Origin of the sequence: Streptomyces ipomoeae 91-03 (genome assembly GCF_000317595.1) — a bacterium.
GTDB lineage: Bacteria > Actinomycetota > Actinomycetes > Streptomycetales > Streptomycetaceae > Streptomyces > Streptomyces ipomoeae.
Window position 1 is genome coordinate 1 of record NZ_AEJC01000317.1, and the last position, 13238, is coordinate 13238.

General features: G+C 68.4%; 11 protein-coding genes and 3 pseudogenes. 10 read left to right on the forward strand and 4 right to left on the reverse strand.

What is annotated here, in order from left to right; genetic code table 11:
* The coding region (locus tag STRIP9103_RS20925) for an NAD(P)-binding domain-containing protein (protein ID WP_048820672.1) at positions 1-534 on the reverse strand (534 nt) is incomplete at its 3' end.
* Between the two features lie 112 nt (positions 535-646).
* Between STRIP9103_RS20925 and STRIP9103_RS20930 the strand changes: the two genes are divergently transcribed.
* From STRIP9103_RS20930 to STRIP9103_RS20960, 8 genes and pseudogenes are all read left to right on the forward strand, one after another.
* The gene (locus tag STRIP9103_RS20930) at positions 647-2011 is read left to right on the forward strand and encodes an NAD(P)-binding domain-containing protein (RefSeq protein WP_009316413.1); all 1365 of its coding nucleotides are present in this window, start codon (positions 647-649) and stop codon (positions 2009-2011) included.
* A gap of 5 nt (positions 2012-2016) precedes the next feature.
* Complete coding sequence (locus tag STRIP9103_RS20935) at positions 2017-3225, forward strand: MFS transporter (protein ID WP_009316414.1); 1209 nt, start codon at positions 2017-2019, stop codon at positions 3223-3225.
* An 89-nt stretch (positions 3226-3314) separates the two neighbouring features.
* Positions 3315-3485, forward strand: a pseudogene (locus STRIP9103_RS46770) (dihydrofolate reductase family protein); the annotation flags it as partial.
* Between the two features lie 104 nt (positions 3486-3589).
* Entirely contained in the window at positions 3590-3802 is a 213-nt protein-coding gene (locus STRIP9103_RS20940; RefSeq protein WP_009316408.1) for a DUF4287 domain-containing protein, read from the forward strand.
* Between the two features lie 353 nt (positions 3803-4155).
* The gene (locus tag STRIP9103_RS45270; RefSeq protein ID WP_158696898.1) at positions 4156-4533 is read left to right on the forward strand and encodes a transposase; all 378 of its coding nucleotides are present in this window, start codon (positions 4156-4158) and stop codon (positions 4531-4533) included.
* Positions 4534-4918: 385 nt separating this feature from the next.
* A complete protein-coding gene (locus tag STRIP9103_RS20950; RefSeq protein ID WP_009316419.1) occupies positions 4919-6703 on the forward strand; it encodes a reverse transcriptase/maturase family protein in 1785 nt (594 codons plus the stop codon).
* 220 nt (positions 6704-6923) lie between these two features.
* Positions 6924-8264 (forward strand): radical SAM protein, encoded by a 1341-nt coding sequence (locus STRIP9103_RS20955; protein ID WP_234022252.1) that lies wholly within the window; start codon positions 6924-6926, stop codon positions 8262-8264.
* Positions 8261-9277, forward strand: a complete 1017-nt coding sequence (locus STRIP9103_RS20960; RefSeq protein ID WP_009316412.1) for an aminotransferase class I/II-fold pyridoxal phosphate-dependent enzyme — start codon at positions 8261-8263, stop codon at positions 9275-9277. The genes STRIP9103_RS20955 and STRIP9103_RS20960 overlap by 4 nt, the downstream gene beginning before the upstream one ends.
* A gap of 1 nt (position 9278) precedes the next feature.
* On the opposite strand, the pseudogene STRIP9103_RS46775 reads toward STRIP9103_RS20960, so the two are convergent.
* Positions 9279-9632 (reverse strand): annotated as a pseudogene (locus tag STRIP9103_RS46775) (PucR family transcriptional regulator); the annotation flags it as partial.
* A gap of 389 nt (positions 9633-10021) precedes the next feature.
* Here STRIP9103_RS46775 and STRIP9103_RS20970 point away from each other — a divergent pair.
* Together STRIP9103_RS20970 and STRIP9103_RS20975 are read left to right on the forward strand one after the other, a co-directional pair.
* Positions 10022-10240, forward strand: a complete 219-nt coding sequence (locus STRIP9103_RS20970) for a hypothetical protein (RefSeq protein ID WP_009316417.1) — start codon at positions 10022-10024, stop codon at positions 10238-10240.
* 62 nt (positions 10241-10302) lie between these two features.
* Complete coding sequence (locus STRIP9103_RS20975; protein WP_009316421.1) at positions 10303-12222, forward strand: ABC transporter ATP-binding protein; 1920 nt, start codon at positions 10303-10305, stop codon at positions 12220-12222.
* A 182-nt stretch (positions 12223-12404) separates the two neighbouring features.
* On the opposite strand, the pseudogene STRIP9103_RS51685 reads toward STRIP9103_RS20975, so the two are convergent.
* Positions 12405-12503, reverse strand: a pseudogene (locus STRIP9103_RS51685) (GNAT family N-acetyltransferase); the annotation flags it as partial.
* Between the two features lie 136 nt (positions 12504-12639).
* A complete protein-coding gene (locus tag STRIP9103_RS20980) occupies positions 12640-13191 on the reverse strand; it encodes an OsmC family protein (protein WP_009316407.1) in 552 nt (183 codons plus the stop codon).
* Between the last annotated feature and the right edge of the window lie 47 nt (positions 13192-13238).

Below are 13238 nucleotides of genomic sequence, written 5' to 3' on the forward strand. Positions count from 1 at the left end.
AGAGTTTCCCGCCCCGACCACGAGGATCCGCTGCCCGGCGAACGGGGTCGGACTGCGGTGGTCGGCGGCGTGCAGCACCGAGCCCGTGCAACCCTCCAGCCCCGGCAATGCCGGCCGGTACGGATGGCCGAAGGTGCCGGAGGCGGCGACCACGGCTCTTGCCGCTGGTCGACTGCCGTCCCGCAGGCCCACCTCGAACCCGCCCTCGGTCCGACGGATCCCGGTGACGCGGTGACGCGGTGACGCGGTGCGGGTGTCGGCGTCCAGGCGCGCGGCGTACGCGGTCAGGTAGGCGACCACCTCATCCCGGTGCGGGTAGCGGTCGGGATTCCCGTCGGGAAACGGCATCCCCGGCAGCGAGCTGTACCGGGCGGGGGAGAACAGGGTGAGGCTGTCGTAGTAGCGCGGCCACGACCCGGCCGCCTGCTCGGATGCCTCCAGTACCACCGGCCTGATTCCATGCCGTAACAGGGCGTGCCCTGTGGCCGGTCCGGACTGCCCGCCGCCGATCACCACCGTGTCGACGTGCTCCATCAAGAAACCGAAACCCCCTGATTTCGATGCATGTCTATGTTGACGCTCATCGAAACAGGTGTGATGCTGGCTGTGCAAGCCATCGACGAATGTCGAAGCAAAGGGGAACCTCGTGAACGCGCCCACCACCGACCGGCTGCCCGTCGTCGTCATCGGCGCCGGCCCCATCGGCCTGGCCGCAGCCGCCCACGTCATCGAGCGCGGACTGGAACCGCTGGTCCTGGAGGCCGGGCCCTCCGCCGGCACCGCCGTACGCGACTGGGCGCACGTACGGCTCTTCTCGCCCTGGTCCGAGGTCACCGACCCGGCTGCCGAGAAGGCGCTCGCCCCGACCGGCTGGGTGCGCCCCGACGGGGCCACCTACCCGACCGGCGGCGACTGGGCCGAGCGCTACCTCCAGCCGCTCGCCGACGTTCTCGGCGACAAGGTCCGCTACGGCGCTACGGTGACCGGCGTCGCCCGCGCGGGCCGGGACCGCATCGTCGACGCCGGCCGCGAGGAGCAGCCCTTCACCGTCCACGTCCTGGGGGCGGACGGCAGCGAGGAGCGGATCTCCGCACGCGCCGTGATCGATGCCTCCGGCACCTGGTCCACTCCCGGCCCGATGGGTGCGAACGGCCTGCCTGCTCTCGGTGAGAAGGCCGCCGCCGACCGCATCTCCTACCGCGTGCCGGACCTGAAGGACCCGGCCGTGCGCGCCCGTTACGTGGGCAGGCGCACCGCGGTGGTCGGCTCCGGCGCTTCCGCCTTCACCGCCCTTGCCTACCTCGCCGACCTGGCGAAGGAGGAGGACGGCACACACGCGGTGTGGATCCTGCGCCGCGGCATCAGTGCGAACACGTACGGCGGCGGCGAGGCCGACCAGCTGCCCGCCCGTGGGGCCCTGGGCCTGCGTGCCAAGGCCGCTGTCGAGGCGGGCGACGCGAGCGTGGTCACCGGTTTCCGCGCCCAGGCTGTGGAAGGTGTCGGCGACCGGCTTGTCCTGGTCGCCGATGACGGCCGCCGCCTCGACCCGGTCGACGAGGTGATCGTGCTGACCGGCTTCCGCCCGGACCTGTCCTTCCTCTCCGAGGTCCGCCTCGGCCTCGACGAGCGACTTCAGGCGCCCACGGAGCTGGCCCCGCTGATCGACCCCAACGTCCACTCCTGCGGCACGGTCTACCCGCACGGCGTCAAGGAGCTGTCCCACCCGGAGCGGGACATCTACGTGGTGGGCATGAAGTCCTACGGCCGTGCCCCGACGTTCCTGGCGATGACCGGCTACGAGCAGGTCCGCTCCATCACCGCCGCGATCGCCGGCGACCGCGAGGCCGCCGAGCGCGTGGAGCTGACGCTGCCGGAGACCGGCGTGTGCGGCGGCGCCGGCTTGTTCGACGAGCCCGACGCCGCGCAGAACGGCGACGGAGGGGGATGCTGCGCGGCCCCGGCCACCCTGCAGATCGGCGTGGGTGCTCCGACCACGTCCGGCGGCTGCTGACCGGTGTGACCGACCTCGGCACCGGCGGAGCCGCGACCGGAACCGGGGACCGGTCGCGGCCCCGCGCTGCCCTGCCCGCCCTATGTGTCACTCAGATCACCAGCTGGGGGATCGTCTACTACGCCTTCCCCGTCCTGGGTGCCCGCATCACCACCGACACCGGCTGGTCCACCGCCGCCACGACCGCCGCCTTCTCCGGAGCCCTTCTCGTCTCCGCCCTCACCGGCATCCTCGTCGGCCGCATCCTCGACCGTCGCGGTCCGCGTGCCGTCATGACGACCGGATCGCTGATCGGTGTCGTGGCCGTACTGACCATCGCCTACGCCCCCAACCTGGCCTTCTTCACAACTGGTTGGCTACTGGCCGGGGTCGCCATGGCCGCCACCTTCTACCAGCCCGCCTTTGCCGCCCTCACCCGCTGGTGGGGCGAGCAGCGCGTCCGTGCCCTCACGATCGTCACACTCGCGGGCGGCCTCGCTTCCACGGCCTTCGCACCTCTGACCGCCACGCTCGCCGAACATTTCAGCTGGCGCACGACCTACGCTGTCCTGGCCGTGCTCCTGGCCGCGATCACGATTCCCGCTCATGCGGTCGCCCTCAGGGCGCCCTGGCCCCCGGCTCCTCCGCAGCCCGCACAACTTCCCGGCAGCAGCGCCTCGGTTGCCCGCAGCAGGCCCTTCCTCCTGCTTACCGCCGCCCTCACCCTCAACGGCTTCGCGATGTACGCCGTCGTCATCGCCCTCGTCCCCCTGCTCACCGCACGCGGAGCGGACCCCACAACGGCCGCTTGGGCCCTGGGCCTCGGCGGCGCCGGACAGACACTCGGCCGCACGCTCTACACCAGCCTCGCCCGCCGAATCGCCGTCACGACCCGCACTGTCACCCTGATCGCTCTTGGTGGCGGTACCACCGCCCTCCTCGGGACGGTGCCCGGCCCCGTGCCCCTCCTGGTCGTCCTCGCGATCGCGGCCGGCATGGTGCGCGGCAACCTCACCCTCCTGCAGGCCACCGCCGTCACCGAACGCTGGGGCACCACCCACTACGGACGCCTCTCCGGCCTCCTCGCTGCTCCCGTCACCATCGCCAGCGCCATCTCCCCGTTCGTCGGAGCCGCCCTGACCGGTCCGCTCGGCGGCTATTCACAGTTGTTCGTCCTGCTTGCCACCGTTTCGTTCTTCGCGGCTGTCCTGGCTGCGGGAAGCAAGTCCGGCTGACCGGGTGTCGGCCCACTGAACGCACCAGCGCATCTGCCTTCTGTCGCGGACGTAATCAGCTGTGGCAGGAGTGGTAGGCGCAGGACGAATCGGACGCCGGCCTGATCGACCGCTACCACCTGCTCGTCTTCCCGCTGCTGCTCGGCGCGGGAAAGCGTCTGTTCAGCGCCACGGACAAGGACACCCAGAAGCTGAAGCTGGTCGAGCACGAGGCGTACGCCAACGGCCTGCACAAGAACGTATTCGACGTCGTCCGCTGACAAGGACGGCTCCCGCACTCGCGCCGCCGTCGCGTCCGCGGACACGGCACCCGCTGCAAGTACGCAAGCAAGATCACTACGACATGACAGGCAGGACATCGGACATGGCTGCACCAGTGAAGGGCCCCGCCGGCTACTTCCCCTCGATCGAGAAGAAGTACGGCCGCCCGATCGCGGAGTGGAAGGACCTCATCCGCACCTCGCCCCTGACCAAGCACATGGAACTGGTCACCTGGCTCAAGGCCGAGCACGGACTCGGCCATGGCCACGCCAACGCCCTCGTCGCCCACACTCTCGCCGAACGCGACGGAAACTGACCCGGGTTCAGGTTTCGAGATCTTTGAACCGGCGTGACCGCCGTCGGCTTGCCCACGCTGCGATCGGGGGCCGTCCGGTCACGATATGCCTGGCGGTTCGCCGGTTCCGGTGCGAGGCACCGTCGTGTGCTCGGCGGACCTTCGCCGAACAGGTCGAGGGTCTGACCTTCCGGCACGGCCGGCGAAGCCGGCTCCAGCAGACGATGCCGGCGGCGATCGGCCGATTCCTGGCCGGACGGGCCAGCGCCCGGCTCGCGGGCATGTTTCACTTCCCGGCCGCCCCGAATACCGTACTGCGCCGCGTCCGGGCCCTGTCGACCGAGCCGCCGCAGAGGAGCCCGCGGGTGCTGGGAGTGGACGACTTCGCCTTCAAGCGGGGGCATGTCCACGGCACCGTACTCATCGACATCGAGGCCAGCCGCGTCGTGGACGTGCTGCCGGACCGCACCGCGGAGACTTTCACCGCCTGGCTCCAGCAGCACCCCGGAGCAGAGACCGTCTGCCGGGACCGGGCCGGCGCCTACGCCGAGGCGGTCCGCACCGCCGCCCCGAAAGCGGTCCAGATCGCCGACCGCTTCCAGTGCGCCATGAGGCGCCTTGTCGTATCCCCGACTCAGTCGGGAAGAATTCGGAGGGAGATTCTTGGGTCTGATGGCTTACCCGATCCGGAAACGGTGACGAGACCAGAGCATGCCAGAAAACCGACGGTCGACTCCAGGCAGTGGAGGTGAAGCGTCGAGGGGGCCCGCGTGACACGGTGAAAGCTGAATTGCCTGAACCCTAATTCCCAGGAGATTGAAGGTCGAATTCGTCGGAAAGCTGCCCGTAACCGACGCCGCACCCTGTGACGGCTTGATGGAATGGCCGACACAACCTCCGGAGTGCGGAGCGATGCCCAGCGAGGGCATTCAAGGGAATGAGTGGGGCACCTACATCACGCTAAGACGTACGACAAGGACGAACATGGGATCGCCTAAGGGGTGAGATCTCCCTATGGCGACGGAGGCCCTGTAGTAGTCGCCGGAGTCGCGACCGGCCAAGGAGGACGGGAAAGCCGTCCGCAACGGGCGAAGGGGGCCAGGTGATTGGACACTCTAGATTCGGGAGGTATGCGAAATGCAGAGCGCCGAAACGGTGCTGGGTGTCCTCCGTGAACGCGGCAGGCGCGGCCTGCCGTGCACCGAACTGTATCGACAACTCTTCAATCCGCAGTTGTATCTGCTGGCCTACGGGCGTCTGTACTCCAACAAGGGAGCGATGACGCCCGGGGTCACCAGGGAGACCGTGGACGGCATGTCGCTGGGCAAGATCGAGCACGTCATCGACGCACTGCGCCACGAGCGGTACCGGTGGAGCCCAGCTCGCAGGGTCTACATCCCGAAGGCGCGGTCCAGCACGAAGCTGCGGCCGCTCGGCCTGCCGCCCTGGAGCGACAAGCTCGTTGGCGAGGTGATCCGCCTGCTCCTTGAGGCGTATTACGAGCCAACGTTCTCCAGTTCCTCTCACGGTTTTCGTCCCTGCCGGGGCTGCCACACTGCTTTGCGCGATGTGGCCAACACCTGGACGGGGACGGTCTGGTTTGTTGAGGGTGATATCGCCCAGTGTTTTGACCGGCTTGACCATTCGGTCATGCTCCGGATTCTGGGCGAGAAGATCCACGACAACCGGTTCCTGCGGCTGGTGCACAACATGCTCAAGGCCGGATACCTGGAAGACTGGATCTGGAACGCCACGCACAGCGGTAGCCCGCAAGGCGGAGTTGTTTCACCGATCTTGTCGAATATCTACCTGCATAAGCTGGACGAGTACGTCGAGACGGTTCTGATCCCGGAATACACCCGGGGCAGGATCAGGAAGCCGAACCGCGCCTTCTTCAGGGTGTGGGCGGCGATGCAGCGCGCCCGCAAACGCGGCGACCGCACTCAGTTGCGGGAGCTACGCAAGCAACTCCGCAGTATTCCCAGCATGGATACTCAGGATCCCGGCTACCGGAGGCTGCGGTATGTGCGCTACTGCGATGACACCCTGCTCGGGTTCGCCGGACCAAAGGCAGAGGCCGAGGAAATCAAGCAACGACTGGCAGAATTCCTGCGTGACGAACTCAAGTTGGAGCTGTCGCCGGAGAAAACACTCATCACGCACGCCCGCACCCGGGCGGCGAGGTTCCTCGGCTACGACATCACCGTGCACCACAACGACCGCAAGATCACCGGCGGAAAGCGTTCCGTCAATGGGGTCATTAGATTGCGTGTCCCTCGTTCGGTGGTATCTGCCAAGCAGGCGCAGTACATGGAGCGCGGCAAACCCGCGCGTCGGCCCGAACTGCTGAACCAGGACGACCACGTCATCCTCAGCACCTACGGGTCGGAGTACCGCGGCATCGTCCAGTACTACCTGTTGGCCGGCGACGTCTTCCGACTCGCCCGGCTGCAATGGGTCATGGAGACCTCGATGCTGATGACGCTCGCCAACAAGCACCGCTCGTCGGTGTCGAAGATGGCCCGCAAATACGCGGCCACCATCGAGACGTCGCACGGGCAGCGCAAGTGCTTCGAGGCTCGCGTCGAACGCACCGGCAGGAAGCCACTGGTCGGACGGTTCGGCGGGATCCCGCTGCGACGAGACAAGAAGACGGTCATCAACGATCGTCGGCTGGCTCCGGTCAACACCAAGCGAAAAGAGCTGGTTACCCGGCTCCTGGCCGGACGGTGCGAGGCGTGCGGGCGGATCGACGAGGTGGCAGTCCACCACGTCGCCAAGCTTGCCGACCTCGGGCGGCCAGGCGATCGGCCGCCGTGGGCAGATCTCATGGCCGCACGACACCGCAAAACCCTTGTGGTCTGCGGCACTTGTCATGCGGACATCCACGGCAGGAAACCTGTCGCAGCACTCACGGAGTAGTCACTGGAGAGCGACGTGCGGTGACAAGTCGCATGCGTCGTTCGGGCTGGGGGCCGTGGGAAAAGGGCCTGCTCAGCAGGCACCTCGCCGACGGCCCACCAGTACCCTGTGGCTCAACCTGTGCAAGACGGTCGAGAAGTGCGTCGTTGCCCACCGCCGCTGCCTCACGCCGCCCGAGGAGGCCCAGGACGTCTGGGGCCCGTTCATGCATGATGACCGGATGAACCATGGCGACCAGCGCTTTCACGTCATCGTGCTGTCGAACTTCGCGAAGGGCTTTGACAAGTACGCGTTCGCTTACGGTAAGGCGGGGATTCCGGAAAGTACCTATCCCGACCGGTTCCACCTGCTGACCCGTGCGGAGTTGGGAATCGGCATCGGCAAGGCGCGACGCCTGCTGGACCGTCTGGCCATTCCGGGCGACCGGCTGCTGGTGCTGGAAACCACGGTGGACCCCGACAAGCTGGTGCCCAACGTGTCGACAGGCCTCGGCATGGAATTGCACGAGGCTCGCATCCGGTTGTCAGCCGTCCACGAACTCGACCACGTAGGCGACGAGTTCACTTTGCGCCCGACAACCGTCGAGGATGCGATGGCGGCTTCCCCGCACCTGCACGGATCGGCACAGCGTCGCTACACCGACATGCGACCGCGCTCGGTTTCGCTTCTGCCGGTCGCCGCCGCCTGCCAAGCCCGGTGTTCGTTCTGCTTCTCCTCGGCTTCGATCTCCAGCGACCAAGCGCCGGCACGGGTCCCGTGGGACGCGGTCGCCCACTGGCTGGAGCGCGCCCGTGCGGCGGGTGCCGAGCGTGCGGTGATCACCGGCGGCGGGGAGCCCACGCTCATACCGTTCGAACAGCAGCTACGGCTGGTGTCCGCCTGCTCGGTGGCCTTCCCGAAGGTCGTCCTGATCACCAACGCGCACACCCTGGCGAAGGGCCGGCACGCTGACAGGGCCGGCCGACTGGCAGCCCTGAACGCCGCAGGCCTGAGCGTGCTGGCGGTCTCCCGGCACCATCAGGACGACGCCGTCAGCGACCGGCTGATGATGCTGCGCACGCCGGTGAGCTCTGTGATCGACACCTGGCGCATGGAACGTGACCGCTGGCCGGGGCTGCGGATGAGGCTGATCTGCGTGCTCCAGCACGGCGGCGTCGCCGACGCGGTCGGCGTCGCCGACTACCTTTCGTGGGCCGCGGCTCTCGGTGTCGAGGAAGTCTGCTTCAAAGAGCTCTACGTATCCACCAGCACTGAGTCGCTCTACTTCGACCGCGCCGCCAACCACTGGAGCCGAGAGCTCCAGGTCTCGCTGTCCATCGTCACCCGGTTCGCCGAGCAGCACGGCTTCGAACTGGCGAGCCGCCTGCCCTGGGGCGCGCCGGTCTACCACGGCAGCTGGGACGGACGGCCGATGCGGATCGCCGCTTACACCGAACCCAGCCTGCTCTGGGAACGCACCAATGGGATCGCACGCAGCTGGAACGTCATGGCCGACGGACGCTGCTACGCCTCCCTGGAAGACCGGGCCAGCGAGATCGTGCCGGAAGGCGCAACGGCATGAGGTTCGGCGAGTTCCAGGAATTCCGGCAGCGACAGCTCAGTGCTGGTTCGTCGCTTCTGGACGCCGCCGAGACCAACGTGTACCGGGCGCTTGCTCCGATGCGACCGGAACCGCCGACCGACATGAGTACGGTGCACCGGTGCGATCTCGCCCGTGCCTGGCTGCGGCGCTTCGAGCTGCCGGAAGAGTGGTCCGGCCACGCCATGGTCTGTCGAGGGGTCCGGCACGGGCTCGGCGTGGTGTTCCACTGGCTGCGTGCCGTGCGAGCGCGGTTGTGGCTGCCCAGCGACGTGTACCCGGTTTACTTCGAGCTGGCCCGCGCTGCGGGCCTGGCGCCCGCGTCCTACCCGACGCTACCGGCGCCGGCCCTGCCGAGGTCGCCGGCGGACCACCGGCCCGAATACCTGCTGCTCGCCAACCCCAGCAAGCCGCTCGGCCGATACCTGTCCGATGCCGAGTGCGCCGCGGTGATTTCGTGGTTGCGGGAATCACCACGCCGCCGCCTGCTGATCGACAGCGTCTACGACCTGGGAGCCCCATTCGCTGCCGGCACACGGCGACTGCTGGACACCGGTTGTGCGGTCCTGCTGCATTCGGTCACCAAGGGATGGCTGTGGCCACGTACGTTCGGCGTGGTCCTGCTGGGTCCGGCGCAAGCCGAATTGGCCGAAACGTTCCGGACGGATCCGCCGACGTCGGCTCAGCTGAGGCTCGCCGACCGTCTGCTGACCGAGCACAGCGACGTGCCCCGGCAGGTCGTCGACGAACTGGCCGCACGGGCTGAGCGGCTGTTCGAACGGTTGCCGGACGAAGTGCTCGGGGCGATTCCCACGGCGAGCCGGACTTGTCCCGGCAACTACTTCTTCCCGGTTGAAATCCCAGCGGAGACGCTCCGGCGCGAGTGCGGCGTGCTCGCCATGCCGGTCAGCGTGTTCGGGGAGAGCAGCTGGTCCGGATCCATCCTGACCAGCCTTGCCGGCGCTTTCGGCCCGACGCCGGCGGTGGCACGATGAAGTCGAAGTACGCGGTGAGAGTGTCGAGGAGGGGCTGGGCGCCTCCGCGGGCGGTGGTAAGCGGTTCGAGGGTGCTCAGGCCGAGGTCGGCCATGGCCTGTCGGTCGCGGGCGTGGACCTCTTCCTGATCGCCGGGAGCAACGCACAGCATGCGGCCGTCCTTGGTGGTGAGCAGGATGCTGCGGTTGCCGAAACGGGCGACGGGGGACTCCTCCGCCTGGCGCGGCACGGCGTCGCCCTCGTCGTACGCAATCCTCCCCTGGGCGACGGCAACCGCGTGCGCGTGAGACAGACGCAGGCCGAAGTGTTCGGCGCGTTCGGCGAGACGGCCCAGGTCGCTGCGGCCGTGGAGGAGGCCCTGGCGGAGGAGTGCCTTCGCGGGTCGGTTCCTCGTGGTCCAGGCGCGTCAACGCTGTTGGTGGGACACGTGTGAGAGCGCGTGAGAGGTGAGACACCCCCGTCGGCTTGTTCTGCCGGGGGTATCCGCGTTCGAGGTTCGAGGCGGGCCGCCTTTCAGGGCGGCGAGAACCGGGGGCGCCGCGTTCGTGCCTCCGACGGCGGCACCGCACGACCCGTCTACCGGATCCGCGACGAGGAGGTCACCGACCCGGCGACGGGCCTGGCCTGGCAGCGCGGTTCCTCACCGGCCGCGATGAGCGCGACGGAGGCCGCCGCGTACCGCCGCCACCTCCGACTGGGCGGCCACACCTGGGACTGCCCGGCATCAAGGAACTCGTCACCACGGTGGACGACAGCCGGATGGCCTCCGCCGTCGAACCTACGGCCTTCCCGGCGGCCAAGAAGGGTGCCTGGCACTCGACGGCCGGTGTCTTCGATCCCGAGCCCGCCATGCGCTGGGCTCCGCACTACGACGACGAGCACACCAACTACCGCAAGCTCGCCACCGGACACCGCTGCGTACGCCGAACGCAGCGGTGTCCGGTTCTCGCCAGTCCGCGTTAAATGCCTGGACTGAGAACCTCCCTCGACGGGACAATTCCGACTTCCGAACCTCCGGGAGTGTGATGGGGACAACAGATACGCGAGGGCCCACGCCGGGCAGGAGCGCGGTCGTTCTGGCGCTGCGCCGTTACGGCCGGGAACTGCTGCGACTACGACTGCTGGCCTTACCCGCGCTGCTGTTGCCGGCCGTGGGCAACATCGGCATCCGCTACGTCGCCCCCTTGCTGATCGCCAAACTGGCAGCACAGGCCGCCGACGACGGCGGTCTCACCCTCGGCTCGGCGCTGCCGTACGTGCTGGGCTTCGGCGTGACGCTGCTGCTCGCCGAGGCCGTGTGGCGGGTCGGGCAGCACTGCCTGAACCGCGTGGACGCCCTCGGCATGGAACACCTGTACGTGAGCGGCATGGATGAACTCCTCGCCAAGGACGCGGCATTCTTCCACGACAACTTCGCCGGCTCCCTGACCAAACGGGTGCTCAGTTTCGGCAAGCGGTTCGAGGACTTCGTCGACACGATGACGTACCGGATCGTGGGCAGTCTCGTCCCCCTGGTGTTCGGTGCCGTGGTGCTGTGGGGCTATGAACCGAGGCTCGTCGCCGGCCTTCTTGTGATGATCGTGCTGACCGTGGTGGCCGCGACGCCTCTGATCCGTCGTCGGCAGAGGCTCGTCAACGACCGCGAGGCGGCGATCGCCCGGGTCTCCGGCCACGTCGCCGACAGCCTCATGAACATGGAGACCATCCGGGCGTTCGCGGCCGAGCGGCGGGAGGCCGACGAACACCGCAGCCGTGTCGCGGACTCCCGCCGCCTGACGCTGAGGTCGTGGGACTACGGCAATCTGCGCGTCGACACCCTGATCGCCCCCATGTCCGTGCTGACCAACGTGCTGGGCCTGTTGGTCGCCATCGCCTTCGGTGGTTCGGGCCAGGGAGTCGAGGAGATCGTCGTCGCTTTCACCTACTACTCCAACGCCACACAGATCATGTTCGAGTTCAACCAGATCTACCGGCGTCTGGAAAGCTCGATGACCGAGGCCGCGCAGTTCACAGAGCTGCTGCTCGATCCGCCCACCGTGCTCGACCCGACGAAACCCGAACCGCTCGCACCGCGGGACACAGGCATCCGCTTCGAGGCGGTGACCTTCGCCCACACGGGTGCGAAGCCGATTTTCCAGGGACTCGACCTGGACGTGCCCGCAGGCGCACGGATCGGTCTGGTCGGCAGGTCCGGCGGCGGCAAGACCACGCTCACCCGGCTCCTGCTGCGGATGTCGGACATTGACGACGGACGCATCCTGATCGGTGGTCAGGACATCAGTCGGCTGCGCCAGACCGACCTGCGCTCACTGATCGCCTACGTCCCGCAGGAACCTGCCATGTTCCACCGCAGCCTGCGGGACAACATCGCCTTCGCCCGGCCCGGCGCCACCGACGAGGAGATCCACGCGGCGGCCGAGGCCGCGCACGTCACGGAGTTCGCCGGCCAACTCCCTGACGGCTTCGCCACTCTGGTGGGGGAGCGGGGAGTCAAACTCTCGGGCGGCCAGCGCCAGCGCGTCGCCCTCGCCAGGGCCATCCTGCGCGACGCCCCGATCCTGCTGCTCGACGAGGCGACCAGCGCGCTGGACTCGGAGAGTGAGCTCCTCGTCCAGGACGCCCTGTGGCGGTTGATGGACGGACGTACGGCCCTCGTGGTCGCCCACCGCCTGAGCACCGTCGCCGGCATGGACCGTCTCGTCGTTCTCGATCGCGGAAGCGTCGTCGAGCAGGGTACCCACGAGGAACTGCTCGCGGCGGAGGGTGCCTACGCCAAGCTGTGGCAGCACCAGTCGGGCGGCTTCCTCGGCGAGAGCGCCGAGTCGGCCCTCGGACGCCCGGTCCCGGAAGCCGGTCCCAGTGGGCTGCCCGGCCCGGCCGACCCGGTGCCGGACGGGGGCCGCAGGACGTGGTCGCACGCCCGTACGAGCACCGGGTCCACGTGACCGAGTCGGTTCCCGGACATCCTCGACCGCCCGCGGCGTCACGCAATACGTCCGTCGCGTGCGGCACACCGTGAAGCGCCCGGGGAATGAACGACTGCGGCTCCCGGACCGGCTGCCGCGGTCCGGGAGTACCCGGGAGTACCCGGGAGTACCCGGGAGGGAGGCTAATCCCTCTCAGTCGGGGACACCGCCGAGAAGGTCGCGACGTCCGGCAGGTAGGTGGCGGCCCGGCCCAGTCGGCGGGCGAGGGCTGCGTGGTGGCCGCGCAGTGACTCGCCCACCGGGGCGTCGAGTACGGCGGAGTCCTCACTGTCGTCGTGCTGTGCCTTCCTCGGACCGTCTCGTGGATCCTGATCCCCGGGCCCGCGGACAGCGAGGGGGACGGGCTGCCGGCTTGATCACAGCCGGCTCGTTCGTTCAGGCAAGCGTCGTGACGACGTCGACCGGGTTGCCGATGGTGTCGCGGATGGGCGAGCGGCTCTCGACGAGGGCGATGAGCTCCTCCAGCTGCTCACGGGGGGCGTCGGGTGCCTCGGCGTGGACATGAACGCGCACCTGACCCAGGCCCGGGCGGATCGAAGGGGTGATGCCGAGGAATCCGCGTAGGTCGACGTCGCCTTCGAGTTCCAGGCGCAGGCTCTTGAGGGCGATGCCCTGCGCGGCTGCCAAAGTGGCGATCGTGACGGTGTAGCAGCCGGCGAGCGCCTGCAGCAGGTACTCGCCGGGCGAGACCGCGGTGTCCGTACCGAGCAGCGCGGCTGGTTCGTCACTGCTCATCGTGTATTGCGCGACGCGCTTCTCATCGAGCTCGCCTCCCTGCGCCAGGGCGCCGGTCTGCGTGTCGAGCCTGCAGCCGCCCTGCCAGGAACCGTCGACCGCGAAGGTGACCTGGCCGAGCTTCGGGCCGGTCCGCACAGCGTCGATGGTGTCGTTCAGAGCGTTGACGTCGATCTCATTGACTACGGGCACGGTGCGGATTCCTTTGCTGGAGCAGGGGTGTTGGACGAAGGGCGACC

What these genes read in the sequence shown, in the direction of transcription:
- STRIP9103_RS20940 (WP_009316408.1), top strand. Translation starts at nt 3,590, where the DNA reads ATGGCTGCACCAGTGAAGGGCCCCGCCGGCTACTTCCCCTCGATCGAG.
- STRIP9103_RS20950 (WP_009316419.1), top strand. Translation starts at nt 4,919, where the DNA reads ATGCAGAGCGCCGAAACGGTGCTGGGTGTCCTCCGTGAACGCGGCAGG.
- STRIP9103_RS20975 (WP_009316421.1), top strand. Translation starts at nt 10,303, where the DNA reads ATGGGGACAACAGATACGCGAGGGCCCACGCCGGGCAGGAGCGCGGTC.
- STRIP9103_RS20955 (WP_234022252.1), top strand. Translation starts at nt 6,924, where the DNA reads ATGAACCATGGCGACCAGCGCTTTCACGTCATCGTGCTGTCGAACTTC.
- STRIP9103_RS20960 (WP_009316412.1), top strand. Translation starts at nt 8,261, where the DNA reads ATGAGGTTCGGCGAGTTCCAGGAATTCCGGCAGCGACAGCTCAGTGCT.